The organism is Micromonospora sp. WMMA1363 (genome assembly GCF_030345795.1).
Lineage (GTDB): Bacteria > Actinomycetota > Actinomycetes > Mycobacteriales > Micromonosporaceae > Micromonospora.
The window spans coordinates 3,775,823-3,790,510 of the sequence record NZ_JAUALB010000001.1 but is presented as its reverse complement, the minus strand read 5'-3'; the positions used below and the strand labels follow the sequence as shown (position 1 = coordinate 3,790,510).

Genomic DNA, 14,688 nt, shown 5'->3' with positions numbered 1-14,688 from the left:
ATCCGCAAGAATTCACGCGGCGCCACCGGCTGCGCAGCGCTCGCCAAACAGGCCAACATCCCCACCCTGCACAACCCCACACCCACCGACATCAGTAAGTACATCGCCGCACGACACAGCAGGAAGCCCCCCGCGCGCAGCCTACTCACCGCAGCCATCGACTACGCCGCACACGGCTGGCCCGTGTTCATGCTCGCCCGGTCAAAACGGCCCCTGGCGGGGTGCGAGCGATGCGACGACAAGCGCGGCTACGACGGCCACGACCGCGACGCCTGTCCTTGTCTGACCTGTCACGGGTTCTACGCCGCCACCACCGACCCCGACCGCATCACCGCCATGGTCGACGCCGCGCCCCGAGGGCAACTCGCCCTGCGTACCGGCACCGCATCCGATGTCGTCGTGCTGGACGTCGACCCCCGCAACGGGGGCCGGCGAGGACTAGCCACCCTGGTAGCAGACGGCCTGGTGCCCCGCACCGCATATGTGATCACTGGATCAGATGGGCTGCACCTGTTCTACCGCCACCCCGGTACGCCGTTGGCCGCGAAAGTACCCGGGGTACCGGGAATCGACATCAAAACCGACGGCGGATACGTCGTCCTGCCCCCCAGCATCCACCAACGCACCGGCCGACCGTACCGCTGGGCTGATCGCGGGCCAGTGCAGGAGATGCCCCCCGCGCTGGCCACGGTGTGCCAACCAGCCCCACCACCAACCATCCCCACCACACCAACCCCACCGGTCAGCACCCGCAGCGCGGGGGGCATCTCCCATCCCGACCTGCTACTCGCCTCGCACCTTGACGCGGTAGCCCGAGCCCCCGAAGGACACCGCCGTACCACCCTCTACGGCGCATCCCGAGGCGTCGCCCGCATGATCCTTGCCCACGCCATCAACAAAGACGACGGAATCGCCGCCCTCACCACCACCGGCCGCAACGCCGACCAAACCGACCGCGACATCCGCGCCGCCATCCGGGGCGGCTTCCGAGACGAAGGACTCGCCGCATGAACGGCCCGGCGTTCTTCCTCGGCACCCACCAGCCCGGCTGGCTCGGCAAGGCCGGTGTGCCACTGTTCGTCTCCGACCGGAGGCTACGGCCCTACAAGACGCTGCCCCGCGCAGCTGCACCGTGGGCGTGCGACTCCGGCGGATTCACCGAGCTACAGAAGTACGGCCGCTGGACGGTTAGCCCCATCGAGTACGTGGCCCGACTTCACCGCTACCGAGACGAAACCGGCCACCTGCGGTGGGCCGCGCCCCAAGACTGGATGTGCGAACCGATCGTCATCAACGGCGGCACGGTCGGCGGTCAACACTTCGCCGGCACCCACCTCAGCGTGACCGAGCACCAACGCCGCACCGTGGCCAACTACGCGCAGCTGCGCGACCTCGCCCCCGACCTGCCAATCATCCCCGTCGTGCAGGGCTGGAACACCGACGACTACCTGCGCTGCGTCGACCTGTACTGGTCAATGATCCGCCTGGACCTGACCACGATGCCGCTAGTCGGACTCGGCTCCGTCTGTCGCCGGCAAGGCACCCACCACGCCGGCCACATCCTGCGAGCCCTGCACCTACGCGGCCTACACCGGCTGCATGGCTTCGGCTTCAAGACACTCGGCCTGGCCGAACACGGCCACCTGCTCGCCTCCGCCGACTCCCTCGCATGGTCGGTCGACGCCCGCCGCAGCCCACCACTACCCGGTCACCACACCCAACACCGCAACTGCGCCAACTGCCTCACCTACGCCCTGCAATGGCGCACAAACGTGCTCGCCGCAGCTGCGCCACGCACTAAACCCGCCCTGGACGACCTGGAGGCCGCCGCATGACCCAACCACACCGCACCATCGAGGGACCCGCGATCCTTGACCGCCTACACGACGCACTGACCAGGTACGTCGTGCTCCCCTCACCCGAAGCGATCGACGCTACCGTGCTGTGGATCGCCGCCACCCACGCCCAGCAAGCATGGGCACACGCACCCCGACTCGTCATCCGCGCCCCAGAGAAACGCTGCGGCAAGTCGCGGTTGCTCGACATCGTGGAAGGCACCTGCGCCAACCCACTCATCACCGTCAACGCCAGCACAGCGGCGGTGTACCGATCGATCGGCTCCGACGACCCACCGACCCTACTCGTCGACGAAGCCGACACGATCTTCGGAGGCAAAGCGGCCGAAGCCAACGAGGAGCTACGCGGCCTGCTCAACGCTGGTCACCAGCGCAACCGGCCCACGATCCGGTGGGACAACACCAACCGCAAAGTCGAAAAGATCGCCACCTTCGCCATGGCCGCGCTCGCCGGCATCGGCGCCATGCCCGACACCATCGAAGACCGGGCGGTCGTCATCCGCATGCGCCGCCGCGCCCCCGGTGAACAGGTCAAGCCCTACCGGCACCGCCGTGACGGCGTAGTCCTGCGTCAACTCGCCAACGACCTCACCGAATGGCTTCACGCCCACCACGCCGTGCTGGAAAAAGCCGAACCCGACATGCCCCTCGAAGACCGGGCGGCCGACACCTGGGAACCCCTCATAGCCGTCGCCGACCTAGCCGGCGGCGACTGGCCCGACCGAGGCCGTGAAGCCGCCCTCACCCTGACCGCCGAACGAGACAGCAACGGCGTCACCTCCGACCGGGTGCGACTGCTCACCGACTGCCGCCGCGCGTTCGGCACCGCCGACGCGCTTCCGACCGTTGTGCTACTCGACCGACTCAAAGCCGACCCCGAAGCACCCTGGGACGAGTACAGCAACGGCGCCGGCCTCACCGCGATGCGCCTCGGAATGCTGCTCAAGGAATACGACATTACCTCCGGCAACATCCGCTTCACCCCCGAGCAGGCCAGGTCCTACAACCTCCTGTCTGACCAGGCCAAGGGATACCAACGCGGCGACTTCCAGGACGCCTGGCAGCGCTACTGCCCACCCCTCGACCCCGACACAGAGGCAAGCCGTACCGAGCCGTCCCAGCCGTCCCACCCCAGCTCAAGCCAGGGACGGCTTGCACCCGTGGTACGGCTTAAGCCGTCCCAACCCACCCCCAACACCGAGATACCCCCACCGGTGGACCACACCCGAGGACCGGTCACTGATGCCCGTGGGACGGCTTAAGCCGTCCCAGCCCACCAAGCCGTCCCAGGGCTGACCTGCACTGGGACGGCTGGGACGGCTTGATACGGCTTGACGCCCACAAGGAGGCATCCGCCGAATCACGCCGAAACCCGACCCGCCGAGCGCCAGGCAGTCGATCCGGCCTACACCTTTCCCCTTGGAAACCCGGATCTTGGCCCCACGGCGCTCTCAACGGGCCGATGTACGGGCTCGCACGGCACCACCTACTCACCCATGGCGGAAGGCCATCGCGTTGAATCGGCCCTCCATGACGCCATGGGCATCCCTGCACGCACCCCTCAGCACACCCATGGGGAGACACCATGTACCCGGCCAACATCCCGGAGTTCTACCTGCCCGCCGAAGTGGCCAAGATTCTGAGATGCTCGGAATGGTGGGTGAAAGAGCAAGCCCGCCGTGGCCGCATTCCGTTCTGTTGGATCGGCGGAGGATATCGGTTCCTGCCCGAACATCTCGCGGAGATCGCGCAGTTGTTCGAACGACGCGCGGCCGGATCGCCGCCTACGCCGTCCGTCAGGTCCACTCATCGAAAGACCGGACGGACCACGAGCCGACGTAGCGGGATCCCGACTCAGCCCGCCACTCTTACCGCCCGAGTCCCGCCCCGAGCCCGGCGCGCTCTTTCTCAAAGTGCCGAAGCGGCCTGAAACGCGCCCCGCGCTTGTCCGGAACCCGGGCGGCGCGGGGGGCATCTCAAATGGAGTGAATGAGCATGGGATACGCCGAGAATGCCGGTAGCTACTGGCGCGGACGTTACAAGTCTGCGTTGGGGAAGCTGGAAACCGTTCGCGATCAGATTACCGGAAAGCCGATTCACTTCGACACAAAGCGGGATGCGAAGCGGGCGGCCGATCGCGCGGAAGCGGACGACGCGAACCAGGCTCCGCAAATGCGGACCGCAGAAGCGGACCGTCGGATGACCTTCGGTGCATACGCTCGCTCGTGGTACGCGCGGCAGGATCTCGCCGCTTCGACCATGCAAAACTACCGACGTCACATCGAGAACCACCTGTTGCCCGCGTTCGAGGATTCCCTCATGCGTGGAATGACGGTAGGTGACGTGGACCTGTGGGAAAAGGCGGAACGTAAGACTGGTTACGCAGAGGCGAGCATCAAGACCTGGCGTGGCACTCTTCACTTGATCTGTGAAGACGCGCACGCTGATGGAATCGTGATCAGCAATCCCGCCACGAAACGCCGGGGGAGGGGAAAGCGGGCGGGGAGGGCGCGCACACGTGGGCCGGAGAAGGTGATTGCGAATATGCTCACTCTGATTCTTGTCGCGGAGCGCGCGAGCCTCCTATCGGGCCGGGACGACGAGTTTGTTGGAATCGTCACCAAGGGGACGACGGGAATGCGCTGGGGAGAGCTAGTGGGGCTGGAGACCCTATACGTGCGCCCGAGGAGTATTCGTGTCGAGTGGCAGCTTTACGAACTCGATACGGGGGAGTTTATCCGTTGCCCACCGAAGGATGACTCATACCGGACGATCGACCTGCCGGAAGTTTTCGGACGGCTAATCGCGGAGCACATCAAGCGCACCGACCCGAAACCCTGCCGGTGCCATGGGCGCACGTACATGTTCAGCGGGCATCGACCGGCGAACAAAGCCGCGCAGACTTCCGGCGCGAAGCTGATCGACGTGGCTCGCCTTGCAGGCGTCTCGACCGGAACAGCGTCCAACGTGCTGAACCGACCCGAGACGGTTCCCGAATCGACCCGCAAGAAGGTGGCGGGGGCGATCGCCGAACTCGGCTACGTCCGTGGCGGACTGCCACCGGGTGAGTTGGCTCCGCACTGGCGTCGTAGCGGATTCGCGACCTGGCTGTTCCAGCCAGCGGCGACCGGCTGGTATCCACAGGCTGCTCCGAACCGGTCCCGCCCGGTGCCGATTCTCAGCGAGCCATGGCCGGGGGTGCCTGCGCGTGGCCGGGGCTCCAGTGCACGAGCCGATGCATGCTGGCTGCCGCTCGCGGCCGGATTGACCCCGCACGGCCTGAGGCACTCCCACAAGACCGAGATGGACGAGATGGGGACGCCGACGAAGCTCAAGGACGACCGGATGGGGCACGCGGACGGCTCGGTGGGGGCGCGCTACTCGCACATCACCGCAGCGATGCGTCAGGCGCTCTGCGACGGCCTGACGGAGCGATGGAACGACGCGCTGCACGCGCGGAAGGCGCTGTCGCCGCGTTCGCCGGTGGGTGTGCTCGATCGACTGCTACAGGAGCTATGAGCACCGAATCGGCTAGATCGTCTCCAAAATCGTCTCCAAAACGACCCCGGGGACGGGCCAGGGCCGGACCTCCGTTTCCGGAGACCGGCCCTGGGCTGGCCTAACTCTGGTCGGGGTGGCCGGATTTGAACCGACGACCTCTTCGTCCCGAACGAAGCGCGCTACCAAACTGCGCCACACCCCGAGGCGTGCCGACAAATACTAGCTCACCCCGCCCGAGGGTCAAACTCGGTACCCCTCGGGCCGGGCGAACATAAGTGGATCTTGAGATCGATGAGTTCAGCGCGGGATCAGTGTGAGGACGCTCGCCTCCGGCGGGCAGGCAAAGCGGATCGGGGCGGTCGGGTGGGTGCCGAGGCCGGCCGAGACGTGCAGCCAGGAGTCCGAGCCGGGCCAGCGGTGCAGGCCCTTCGCCATCGACCGGGGCAGCCCGCAGTTGGTCACCAGCGCACCGACGCCCGGTACGCACACCTGGCCACCGTGGGTGTGGCCGGCGAGTAGCAGTCCGAACCCGTCGGCGGCCATCTCGTCGAGCACCGCTGGTTCCGGGGAGTGGCTGAGCGCGATCGACAGGTCGGCCGCCGGGGTGACCGCGCCGGCGACCGCGGCGTAGTCGTCGCGCTCGATGTGTGGGTCGTCGACGCCGACCAGCTCGATGAGCCGACCGCCCGCTTTGAGCGTGGTCCGGGCGTTGTTCAGGTCGATCCAGCCGGCGCCGGTGAACACGTCGCGCAGCTCGTCGTAGGGCAGGCCGACGCCCTCGGCGTACTCCCGGCCCGGCAGGAAGTAGGTGAACGGGTTTCGCCAGACCGGGCCGGTGTAGTCGTTGGAGCCGAACACGAACGCGCCCGGGTAGTCCAGCAGCGGCTGCAGGGCACGTAACACTCCGGGGACCGCACCGGGGTGCGCCATGTTGTCGCCCGTCACGACGACCAGGTCGGGGTCCAGGCCGGCCAGCGACGCCACCCAGCGTTGCTTGCGCCGCTGGTCGGGCATCATGTGCAGGTCGGACAGGTGGAGGACCCGGAGCGACTCCGCGCCGGGTGGCAGCACCGGCACGTCGTACCGCCGCAGGGTGAACATGTTGCGCTCGACGAGAGACGCGTACGCCAGGGTGGCCGCGCCCACGGCGGCGGTCCCGGCGGAGAGCCGGAATAGGGTGCGCTTTCGCATGCCGATCAGGGTAGTTTGACCGTCCATGAGCACGTTGAAGGACCGTCTGACCGCGGACATGCGTACCGCGCTGAAGGCACGCGACGAGCTGACCACCTCCACCCTGCGGATGGCGCTCGCGGCGGTAGGCACCGCCGAGGTCGCCGGTAAGGCCAAGCGCGAGCTCACCGACGACGAGGTGCTCGCGGTGCTGACCAGGGAGGCGAAGAAGCGTCGGGAGGCCGCGACGGCCTTCACCGAGGCCGGGCGCGCAGAGCAGGCCGCGAAGGAAACCGCCGAGGGTGAGGTGCTGGAGCGCTACCTGCCGAAGCAGCTGTCCGACGAGGAACTGGCCGAGGTGGTCGCGGGGGCGCTCGCTGCGGGCGGCTTTGCCGGAAGGGCCCAGATGGGTCCGGCCATGAGGGCCGTCCAGGCGGCGGTGGCCGGTCGGGCGGAGGGCGGCCGGGTCGCCGGCGAGGTGCGCCGGCAGGTCGCCGGCTGATCTCTTCCCCGTGGACGCGAAACGGGCGGGCCCCACCAGGGTCCCGCCCGTTCGGTGATCAGGGCTCCGTCAGCCGCCGGGGCGGTCCGGCGGGCGGCCGGGGTTGGTCGGCGGCGTGCCGGGGTTGGACGGCGGGGTACCGGGGTTGGACGGCGGGGTGCTGGGCTGACCGGTGTCCGGGTTCCTGGCCGGGCCGGAGCTGACCTGGATCGTCACGACACCGCCCTTGATGGTGCGGCCTGCCGGGCTGGTGCCGGCGGCCGTGCCGGCCGGGCAGTTCGACGTAACCTTGGTGGTGGAGACGACCGGTTCGAAGCCGGCGCCCTTGATCCGGCTGCGCGCGGTGTCGATCGACTGGCACTTGACGCCGGGGATGGAGCGCTGATCCCCCTCGCGAATCTTGTTGCCGGGTGAGGTGAATTCGATCCGCGGTTTTCCCTTCATCGCGTCCCGCAGCGTCTCGTATACCGGCGGGTTGATGCCCTTCTTGTCTTCGTGCTTCATCTTCTGGGTCGTCTGCGGCCAGTCTGGGTCGGCCATGATCCCGGCCACCGCGTACTGCTTGGTCATTGCGACCAGCGAGGCGGTCTTTTCCGAGTCGGTGGTGCCGGACTTGCCGGCCACCGGGGCCTGCACGGTGCTCTTCACCTGACGGGCGGTCGCGCCAGTGCACTTCGAGGTTGCCGAGCGGTCGCCGACCGGGCAGCGGGCGGCGTCCACCGCCCCACGGGCCACCTCGGTGCTCACCCGCTGCTCGCACCGCGGGTTGGCGATGGCGAGTTTCCTGCCCTCCGGGTCCCGGATCTCCTGCACCGGGATGGGCGAGCAGTACGTGCCGTCCGCCGCGAGGGTCGCGTACGCGTTGGCCAGTTCCAGCGGTGTCGTCTGGGAGACGCCGAGGGTGAAGGCGCCCCACTGGTGTGCGCCCTTCTCCAGGTCGAGGTCCTCCTGGGCGCGGAAGGTGATGCCGAGCTTCTTGGCGGCCTTGACCACGTCCTCCGCGCCGACCTGCTGCTGGAGCGGGACGAAGTAGGTGTTCACCGAGCGGCCGAAGGCGCTCCACATGTTGTGGATGCCGGCCATGCTGCTGGTGGCGTTGGTCGGGCAGTAGAAGTGGGTGCCCCGGCAGGCCGCGGGGGCGTTTCTCCGGATGACGTAGTCGGACCTGAACTGCTTCGGAGCGTTGATCGTGTAGCCGAGCGGGATGTCCTTTTCCAGTGCCGCGACGATGGTGAACATCTTGAACGTCGAGCCGGCCTGATATCCGATGATGCCGTCACCGCCGCTGAGCAGCGGGTTCACCGTGTTGGGATAGTTACCCCGCTTGCCCTCCTTGCGCCGCTTCGGGTCGCTGTGCGGCTTGTTGGCGGGGTTGTCCGGGTCGTCGAGCTTGTAGTTGCGGTTGACCGAGAGCGCACGGACCCGGCCACTGCCGGGCTCGACCACGGCGACCATCCGGGCGGCCCTGCTGTCGACGCCGAGGTTCTTGCGGACGGCGGTATCGGCGGCGTTCTGGACCTGGGGTTCCATCGTGGTGATGATGTGGAAGCCGCCGCTCTTCAGCCGCCGCTCCCGGTCGTACGTGGTCGAACCGAACGCCTCCTGCGACATCCACCAGCGGTAGAAGTAGTCGCAGAAGAAGCCCCACTCCCTCTTGGCGGCGTCGACGCAGCCGTTCGGGGCCCGCTTGCCGACGACCTTCAGCTCGACAGCCTTGGCCTTGTCGGCCTCCTCCTTGGTGATGGCGCCGATCTCGTGCATGTTGTTGATGACGTAGTCGCGCCGGGCCACCGCCTGCGGACGGCCGCTGGGCGTGGCCGGGTTGAAGGCGCTCGGGGCCTTGACCAGGCCGGCGAGCATCGCCGCCTGATCGATGGTGAGCTCGCTCGGCTTCTTGGCGAAGTAGACCTGGCTGGCGGCGTGGATGCCGTACGCGCCGTTGCCGAACGCCGCGATGTTCAGGTACCGCTCCAGGATCTCGTCTTTGGAGAGCTCCTTGTCGATCTGGAGCGCGTAGCGCATCTCGCGCAGCTTGCGCGCGCTGGTGTCCTCGGTGGCCGCGACCACGTCCGCCGGGTGGGAGGCCGAGTAGGCGATGGCGAGTCGGACGTACTGCATGGTCAGCGTCGAGGCGCCCTGCCGGTCGTTGCCGGAGCGGTTGTTGATGAAGGCGCGGGCGACGCCGTTGAGGTCGACCCCGTTGTGCTCGTAGAAGTCGTGGTCCTCGGCGGCGATGATCGCCTTTCGCATGACCGGCGCAATGTCCTTGAGCTTCACGTCGCGGCGGTTCTCGTCGTACATGGTCGCCAGCGCGGTCTTGCCGTCCGACGCGTAGAGGTAGCTCTTCTGCGGTGCGCGGGAAACCGTCAACTCGTTGGGCAGTGCGCCGAAGGTCTCGGCGCCGGCCTTCGCGGCCAGGCCGGACATCGCCACTGCGGGGAAGGCCGCCGCAGCGACCACCACGCCGGCCAGCAGGCCACAGATGAGCAGCGATGCGGCGTTGGTCAGCACATTGTGGTCACGTTTCCGCATCCAGGTCACCTCGACAGGGTACGCGAACAGGCATCGAGGGGCGCGCGGGCGTCTTTTCCCCATTTCCTGCGCGCGTCGACCTCGTTGTGCTAAACGCACGGTCCCTGGTGTGAGGTTGCGTGGACCCCGGCCCGAGTCTCCTCCGTGCGGGGAGGGTGCGCAGCGTTTTCGCGTTCCTGGGCGGGGTAACCCGGCGGCCGAGAGTCCGGGAAGCCGGGAGTGTCCAGAATGATGGATTTCGCCGACAACGTTGCGTAATCATCCAACTACAGAGCATGATGGGGGTGGCGACAGTGCCACATGTCGTCCGCGCGGCCTTGGGGAAGGCCGGCCGGGCGACCGGGGGGAATTGCCGGCTGGTCCGCGAAGGGGTCGGTAGTTACTGCAAGGGGGGACGTGTACAGATGGGCATGATCACTGACTGGCCGTCGCTGGCGGCATGTCAGAACGGGGACCCGGACGCGTTGTTCGTACAGGGCGCCGAACAGAACGTGGCGAAGCGGATCTGCCGAAGCTGCCCAGTCCGCTACGAATGCCTGGCCGACGCGCTGGACAACCGGATCGAGTTCGGGGTGTGGGGTGGCATGACCGAACGCGAACGCCGGGCCCTGCTGCGCCGCCACCCGCAGGTCACGAGCTGGCGAAAGATGTTCGAGGCCGCGATGCGAAAGAACGCCAAGGAGAAGGCCGACAAGGACAAGGTCCTGGCCGCAACCGTCGGCTGAGCCAGCCGGCGTCCGTTGGCCGGCGCCTCGACCGGCCCGGTCACCCGCGGCTGATCGCCGCACCGATCGTCCGCAGCCCGTCGACGTCGTGCACGTCGGCGGGTTGTGCGCTGACCGAAACCGCGGGCACGGTCGGGAATGCCTCGGTGAACCGCGCGGCCACCCGCTGCTCGCGTACCGCCAACTGGGCCAGTGCGGCGTGGGCTCGCAGCACCTCGACGGTGCCCTCGTGGCCGCCCATCCCGGCCAGTCGCTCGGCGGCGGCCAGGCTCTCGGCCGCGTCGAGTTCCGCCACGGCCGGCCGGTGGACCCGGTTGAGCACCAAGCCGGCCAGCGGCATCTGCTCCTCCCGTAACCGCCCCGCGAAATACGCGGCCTCCCGGACGGCGTCCGGCTCCGGCGCCGCGACCAGCAGAAACGCCGTCTCTCGGGCCTGCAGGATGCGGTACGTCTGCTCCGCCCGCTGCCGGAAGCCGCCGAACATCGAGTCGAGTGCCGCGACGAAGCCGGACAGGTCGGTCAGCAGTTGGGCGCCCAGCACCCGCTGCACGACCCTCGAGAACATCCCGAAGCCGGCGGTGACGAAGGTGAACATGCTCCGGCCGCCGGTACGCGCCGGCGCGAGCAACAGCCGCAGCATCCGCCCGTCCAGGAAGCGGGAGAGCCGGGCCGGCGCGTCGAGGAAGTCCAGTGCCGAGCGGGACGGCGGGGTGTCCACCACGATCAGGTCCCACTCGCCCCGCGCGTGCAGCTGCCCGAGCTTCTCCATCGCCATGTACTCCTGCGTGCCGGCGAAGGTGGAACTCATGGCCGCGTAGAACGGGTTGGCGAAGATCTCCGCCGCCTTCGCCGGATCGGTGTGCTGGAGCACCACGTCGTCGAAGGTGCGCTTCATGTCGAGCATCATGGCGTGCAACTCGCCGCCGCTGGCCTCCACGTCGATCCCCTTGACCTGGCGCGGGGTGTTGTCCAGCTCGGTCAGCCCGAGCGACTGGGCCAGCCGGCGGGCCGGATCGATGGTGAGCACGACCGCACGTCGGCCGTGCTCCTCCGCGGCCCGCAGCGCGAGCGCGGCGGCGGTGGTCGTCTTGCCCACCCCGCCCGCTCCGCAGCAGACCACGATCCGTACGCCCGGATCGGCGAGGATCCGGTCGACGTCCAGCGGCGGCGCCACGTTGTCGGAAGGCACCAATCGAGCGTATCGGGCCGGCTCATGCCGTGCGTCCGCCCCGACGGGCGGTGTGAGTCAATCCGCCCGGACGAGCGCCTCGGCCAGCCGGTCCAGCCCGGCCCGGTCCACCCCGTCGGGCAACAGCGGCAGCTCGACCAGGGGGCGCCCCAGCTCCACCAGGTCGGTCCGCAGCGAGTCCTCCAGCTCGCGTCGGACGACCTGGTCGCGCGCCTCCGCGGTCAGCCCGGTGACGGTCCGCTCGTCGGCGGACAGCCCGGCGGCGCGCAGCCCACGGGCCAGCTCGGCCGCGGTGACCGCCTGCCCGACCGGCAGCGGTGGCCGGGCGGCATTGACGATCACCCGCCCGACCGGGAAGCCGAGCGAGGTCAGCTCGGCGATCGCGTCGACCGTCTCCTGGACCGGCATCTCCTCCAGCAGCGTCACCACGTGCACGGCGGTCGTCGGTGACCGCAGCAGCGTGGCGACGCCCTCGCTCTGGGTCTTGATCGGGCCGACCCGGGCGAGCCGAGCGGTCTCGGCGGTCACGTTCAGGAAGCGGCCGATCCGCCCGGTGGGCGGTGCGTCCAGCACCACCGCGTCGTACGCCCGCCGCTGGCCGAGGGTGCGGGTGGTGGCCTCCTTGACCTTGCCGGTGAGCAGCACATCGCGCAGGCCGGGGGCGATGGTGGTGGCGAAGTCGATGGCGCCGAGCTTGCGCAGCGCCCGACCAGCCCCGCCCAGCTTGTAGAACATGTCCAGGTATTCGAGCAGGGCCTCCTCCGCGTCCACCGCGAGGACCCGCACCTCGCCGCCGTCGGGGGCGTCGGTCAGGTGCCGCTCGGCGTACGGGAACGGGTCGGCACCGAAGAGCTGGGCGATGCCCTGGCGCCCCTCGACCTCGACCAGCAGTGTGCGCTGGCCGCCAGCGGCCAGCGCCAGGGCCAGCGCCGCAGCCACGCTCGTCTTGCCGGTGCCGCCCTTGCCGGTCACCACGTGGAGGCGACCCGGCCACTGCGCGCCGGCCGGCTCGTCCTGTCCGCTCGCTGCTCCCACCCGTCGAGCCTAACCAGGTCGGGCGATCAGCCGACCTCGCAGACCCACCAACCCGACTTCCTGATCACGGTGAAGCGCAGCGGCAGGTCGGCGATCTTCTCGTCCGCGGTGGTCATGGTCACCTTGGTGGTGACCGTCGCCCGGTCGCCGGTCTGGTTGTCGATTCGGGGCGTGCTCCACCGGAAACGCGGATTCCGGTAATTGGCGGCATACTTCTCCACCTCGGCGACCTTGGCCACGATCTTTTCGTCGTCCCGCGCGGCGGAGCACACCAGGGCGGCCGCGCGGTCGGCGTCGCGATCCCGGTAGACGGCGGTGAGGAACGCCTCGACCGCCGCCGTCGGCTCCTGTGCGCCCGTACCGTTCTCGGCGGTACGCAGGGTCAGGAACGCCACGACGCCGCCGCTGGCGCCCAAGACCAGGATCACTGCCAGCGCCACCGACGCGACCAGTGCGCCCCGCTTGCGCCGGGGCGCCCCCGCGTTCTGGTGCGGCGACCCGACGGCCGGCGACGAGGTCGCCGACTGGACCTGGCGCGGAACCGAGGGGATGGCCGCGATCGACTCGGCCGGGGTGTCCGGCTGACTGGTCGGTGATCCGGTCGGACCGCCGCTGTGTGGTTGGGTCATCGTTCCCCCGGCTGGGACTGGCGCCGACTGGGCGGACCGTCGGCGTGGTCGCGATGGCCCGCCCGTTTCGACGGGAAGGGTAGCGGCCGGTCCGGCGGCGCCGCGCGGAGCCGGTCCCGTGGCCGGGTCACCTGCGGACGGGACGGGCTCCGTCTGGCGGCCGCGATCAGCTTTCCTGCCGGGGGGCTGTCACATATGTGACTTGTCATGGTCCATGCCCGCGCGTCTTATTGGTGGGACCCTGGGTCCGTCCTACCTTTCACCGATGCGGGACTCCGGCCAGGGCGGGGCCGGACCGGCAGGTGAGGAATCGACCAGGTAGGACGGCCGGAGGCAGGGTATGCGCGACGTGGAGAACACCCCTCGGATCGACTTCCCACCGGCGGCCCGGCGGCCGGTTGGGCCGGGTGGCGGCGAGGGTGGCGGGCTGCCCATCAACGAGCGGTCGTACCGGCGGTTCGCCGAGCCCTTCGACGTCGTGCGCGTCCTCGCCCAGACCGCGGACCGGCCGCGGGACGAGGACGGGCCGGGGTACGTGGTGCACCTGCCGATCCGGGTCGCCGACCTGGCCGTGGCCACCGCCATGGCGGGCACGATCGCGACCTCGCTGAGCTTCCTCGGCGAGGTCGACGCGGGGGAGACCACCGTCTCCACCGCCGATGACCAGAACAACCGGCATCGCGTGTTCTGCGACCTCCCGCTGCCCGACCGGTCCCGCTGCCCCCAGCCGTACGATCACGGCGGCCCGTGCGGCGACGTGCCGGCGGCTCCGGAGCAGCGTCCTGTGACCCGGTCGGCGACCGGACCGTAGGCTGTGCCTGGAAAGAGCCGCACTCCAGGAAAGAGAGCCTTCCAGCGATGCAGAAGTGGGAATATGCCACGGTCCCGCTGCTGGTCCACGCGACCAAGCAGATCCTCGACAACTGGGGCGAGGACGGCTGGGAACTGGTGTCCGTGGTTCCCGGCCCGAACCCGGAGCAGCTCGTCGCCTACCTGAAGCGGGCGAAGGCATGACCGGGCCGCACGCGAAGCTCGCCGAGCTGGGGCACGAGCTGCCCGACGTGGTGCCCCCGGTGGCCAGTTACGTGCCGGCGGTGCAGTCCGGTCAGCACGTCTACGTCTCCGGCCAGCTACCGATGGCCGAGGGCAAGCTGCTGGCGAGCGGCAAGGTCGGCGCCGGTGTCTCCGCCGACCAGGCCAAGGACTTGGCACGGCGGTGCGCGCTCAACGCGCTCGCCGCGATCGACTCGCTGGTGGGTCTGGAGAACGTCGTCAAGGTCGTCAAGCTGACCGGGTTCGTCGCCAGCGCCCCCGGATTCACCGGCCAACCCACCGTCATCAACGGCGCGTCTGACTTGTTCGGCGCCGTCTTCGGTGAAGCCGGCCGCCATGCCCGCAGCGCGGTGGGCGTGGCCGAGCTCCCGCTCGACGCCCCGGTCGAGGTCGAGGTGATCGTCGAGGTCTCCGCCTAGTCTCCTGCCCTCCGCGATCTTGCGTTTCGTCCGGACACAGGTCCTGTATAGGTATGAAGCGGGGGTCAGCAGCGCAA

At 69.0% G+C, this 14,688-nt stretch carries 15 protein-coding genes and 1 tRNA gene; 10 read left to right on the top strand and 6 right to left on the bottom strand.

The features are described 5' to 3' along the window. Nucleotides 1-102: 102 nt before the first annotated feature. The 5 genes from QTQ03_RS17590 (at nucleotide 103) to QTQ03_RS17570 (ending at nucleotide 5,375) form a co-directional block, all read left to right on the top strand. On the top strand, nucleotides 103-1,011 hold the full coding sequence (locus QTQ03_RS17590) for a bifunctional DNA primase/polymerase (protein ID WP_289280876.1): 909 nt from the start codon (nucleotides 103-105) through the stop codon (nucleotides 1,009-1,011). Continuing rightward, on the top strand, nucleotides 1,008-1,835 hold the full coding sequence (locus QTQ03_RS17585; RefSeq protein ID WP_289279010.1) for a deazapurine DNA modification protein DpdA family protein: 828 nt from the start codon (nucleotides 1,008-1,010) through the stop codon (nucleotides 1,833-1,835). Before QTQ03_RS17590 ends, QTQ03_RS17585 begins: the two co-directional genes overlap by 4 nt. Continuing rightward, on the top strand, nucleotides 1,832-3,118 hold the full coding sequence (locus QTQ03_RS17580; RefSeq protein WP_289279009.1) for a DUF3631 domain-containing protein: 1,287 nt from the start codon (nucleotides 1,832-1,834) through the stop codon (nucleotides 3,116-3,118). Before QTQ03_RS17585 ends, QTQ03_RS17580 begins: the two co-directional genes overlap by 4 nt. Nucleotides 3,119-3,441: 323 nt before the next feature. Further along, nucleotides 3,442-3,786, top strand: a complete 345-nt coding sequence (locus QTQ03_RS17575) for a helix-turn-helix domain-containing protein (protein ID WP_042919353.1) — start codon at nucleotides 3,442-3,444, stop codon at nucleotides 3,784-3,786. A gap of 65 nt (nucleotides 3,787-3,851) precedes the next feature. Next, complete coding sequence (locus tag QTQ03_RS17570) at nucleotides 3,852-5,375, top strand: LacI family DNA-binding transcriptional regulator (RefSeq protein ID WP_289279008.1); 1,524 nt, start codon at nucleotides 3,852-3,854, stop codon at nucleotides 5,373-5,375. Nucleotides 5,376-5,482: 107 nt separating this feature from the next. Here the strand turns inward: QTQ03_RS17570 and QTQ03_RS17565 are convergent. Further along, nucleotides 5,483-5,559, bottom strand: a tRNA-Pro gene (locus tag QTQ03_RS17565). 95 nt (nucleotides 5,560-5,654) lie between these two features. Beyond that, on the bottom strand, nucleotides 5,655-6,548 hold the full coding sequence (locus tag QTQ03_RS17560) for a metallophosphoesterase (RefSeq protein WP_289279007.1): 894 nt from the start codon (nucleotides 6,546-6,548) through the stop codon (nucleotides 5,655-5,657). Nucleotides 6,549-6,573: 25 nt separating this feature from the next. Here QTQ03_RS17560 and QTQ03_RS17555 point away from each other — a divergent pair, with 25 nt between their 5' ends. Then, the gene (locus QTQ03_RS17555) at nucleotides 6,574-7,029 is read left to right on the top strand and encodes a GatB/YqeY domain-containing protein (protein WP_289279006.1); all 456 of its coding nucleotides are present in this window, start codon (nucleotides 6,574-6,576) and stop codon (nucleotides 7,027-7,029) included. Between the two features lie 69 nt (nucleotides 7,030-7,098). Here QTQ03_RS17555 and QTQ03_RS17550 read toward each other — a convergent pair whose 3' ends face one another. Beyond that, nucleotides 7,099-9,561, bottom strand: coding sequence for a penicillin-binding protein (locus QTQ03_RS17550; protein WP_289279005.1), 2,463 nt, complete (start codon nucleotides 9,559-9,561; stop codon nucleotides 7,099-7,101). 404 nt (nucleotides 9,562-9,965) lie between these two features. On the opposite strand from QTQ03_RS17550, the gene QTQ03_RS17545 reads away from it, so the two are divergent. Next, nucleotides 9,966-10,286 carry a WhiB family transcriptional regulator gene (locus QTQ03_RS17545; protein ID WP_289279004.1) on the top strand — a complete coding sequence of 107 codons (321 nt, stop codon included), beginning with the start codon at nucleotides 9,966-9,968 and terminating at the stop codon, nucleotides 10,284-10,286. A 40-nt stretch (nucleotides 10,287-10,326) separates the two neighbouring features. On the opposite strand, the gene bagB is transcribed toward QTQ03_RS17545, so the two are convergent. From bagB to QTQ03_RS17530, 3 genes are read right to left on the bottom strand one after another with little or no spacing between them, the layout of a single operon-like run. Then, entirely contained in the window at nucleotides 10,327-11,478 is a 1,152-nt protein-coding gene (gene bagB / locus QTQ03_RS17540; RefSeq protein ID WP_289279003.1) for an ArsA family ATPase, read from the bottom strand. Between the two features lie 54 nt (nucleotides 11,479-11,532). Next, on the bottom strand, nucleotides 11,533-12,510 hold the full coding sequence (gene bagA, locus QTQ03_RS17535) for an ATPase BagA (RefSeq protein ID WP_289279002.1): 978 nt from the start codon (nucleotides 12,508-12,510) through the stop codon (nucleotides 11,533-11,535). Between the two features lie 26 nt (nucleotides 12,511-12,536). Continuing rightward, on the bottom strand, nucleotides 12,537-13,139 hold the full coding sequence (locus QTQ03_RS17530) for an Rv0361 family membrane protein (RefSeq protein ID WP_289279001.1): 603 nt from the start codon (nucleotides 13,137-13,139) through the stop codon (nucleotides 12,537-12,539). 340 nt (nucleotides 13,140-13,479) lie between these two features. Between QTQ03_RS17530 and QTQ03_RS17525 the strand changes: the two genes are divergently transcribed. The 3 genes from QTQ03_RS17525 to QTQ03_RS17515 are packed head-to-tail and all read left to right on the top strand — an operon-like array spanning nucleotide 13,480 to nucleotide 14,611. Continuing rightward, entirely contained in the window at nucleotides 13,480-13,950 is a 471-nt protein-coding gene (locus QTQ03_RS17525) for a hypothetical protein (protein ID WP_289279000.1), read from the top strand. 47 nt (nucleotides 13,951-13,997) lie between these two features. Continuing rightward, a complete protein-coding gene (gene sp36 / locus QTQ03_RS17520; RefSeq protein WP_012184767.1) occupies nucleotides 13,998-14,153 on the top strand; it encodes a Sp36 family protein in 156 nt (51 codons plus the stop codon). Beyond that, nucleotides 14,150-14,611: a RidA family protein gene (locus QTQ03_RS17515; protein WP_289278999.1), complete on the top strand. Its 462-nt coding sequence runs from the start codon at nucleotides 14,150-14,152 to the stop codon at nucleotides 14,609-14,611. Before sp36 ends, QTQ03_RS17515 begins: the two co-directional genes overlap by 4 nt. Nucleotides 14,612-14,688 lie beyond the last annotated feature (77 nt).

Excerpts from the sequence above, each read along its gene's own strand:
- QTQ03_RS17570 (WP_289279008.1), top strand. The coding sequence starts at position 3,852 with ATGGGATACGCCGAGAATGCCGGTAGCTACTGGCGCGGACGTTACAAG.
- QTQ03_RS17545 (WP_289279004.1), top strand. The coding sequence starts at position 9,966 with ATGGGCATGATCACTGACTGGCCGTCGCTGGCGGCATGTCAGAACGGG.
- QTQ03_RS17525 (WP_289279000.1), top strand. The coding sequence starts at position 13,480 with ATGCGCGACGTGGAGAACACCCCTCGGATCGACTTCCCACCGGCGGCC.
- sp36 (WP_012184767.1), top strand. The coding sequence starts at position 13,998 with ATGCAGAAGTGGGAATATGCCACGGTCCCGCTGCTGGTCCACGCGACC.
- QTQ03_RS17575 (WP_042919353.1), top strand. The coding sequence starts at position 3,442 with ATGTACCCGGCCAACATCCCGGAGTTCTACCTGCCCGCCGAAGTGGCC.
- QTQ03_RS17515 (WP_289278999.1), top strand. The coding sequence starts at position 14,150 with ATGACCGGGCCGCACGCGAAGCTCGCCGAGCTGGGGCACGAGCTGCCC.
- QTQ03_RS17560 (WP_289279007.1), bottom strand. The coding sequence starts at position 6,548 with ATGCGAAAGCGCACCCTATTCCGGCTCTCCGCCGGGACCGCCGCCGTG.
- QTQ03_RS17580 (WP_289279009.1), top strand. The coding sequence starts at position 1,832 with ATGACCCAACCACACCGCACCATCGAGGGACCCGCGATCCTTGACCGC.
- QTQ03_RS17585 (WP_289279010.1), top strand. The coding sequence starts at position 1,008 with ATGAACGGCCCGGCGTTCTTCCTCGGCACCCACCAGCCCGGCTGGCTC.
- QTQ03_RS17550 (WP_289279005.1), bottom strand. The coding sequence starts at position 9,561 with ATGCGGAAACGTGACCACAATGTGCTGACCAACGCCGCATCGCTGCTC.
- QTQ03_RS17555 (WP_289279006.1), top strand. The coding sequence starts at position 6,574 with ATGAGCACGTTGAAGGACCGTCTGACCGCGGACATGCGTACCGCGCTG.
- QTQ03_RS17530 (WP_289279001.1), bottom strand. The coding sequence starts at position 13,139 with ATGACCCAACCACACAGCGGCGGTCCGACCGGATCACCGACCAGTCAG.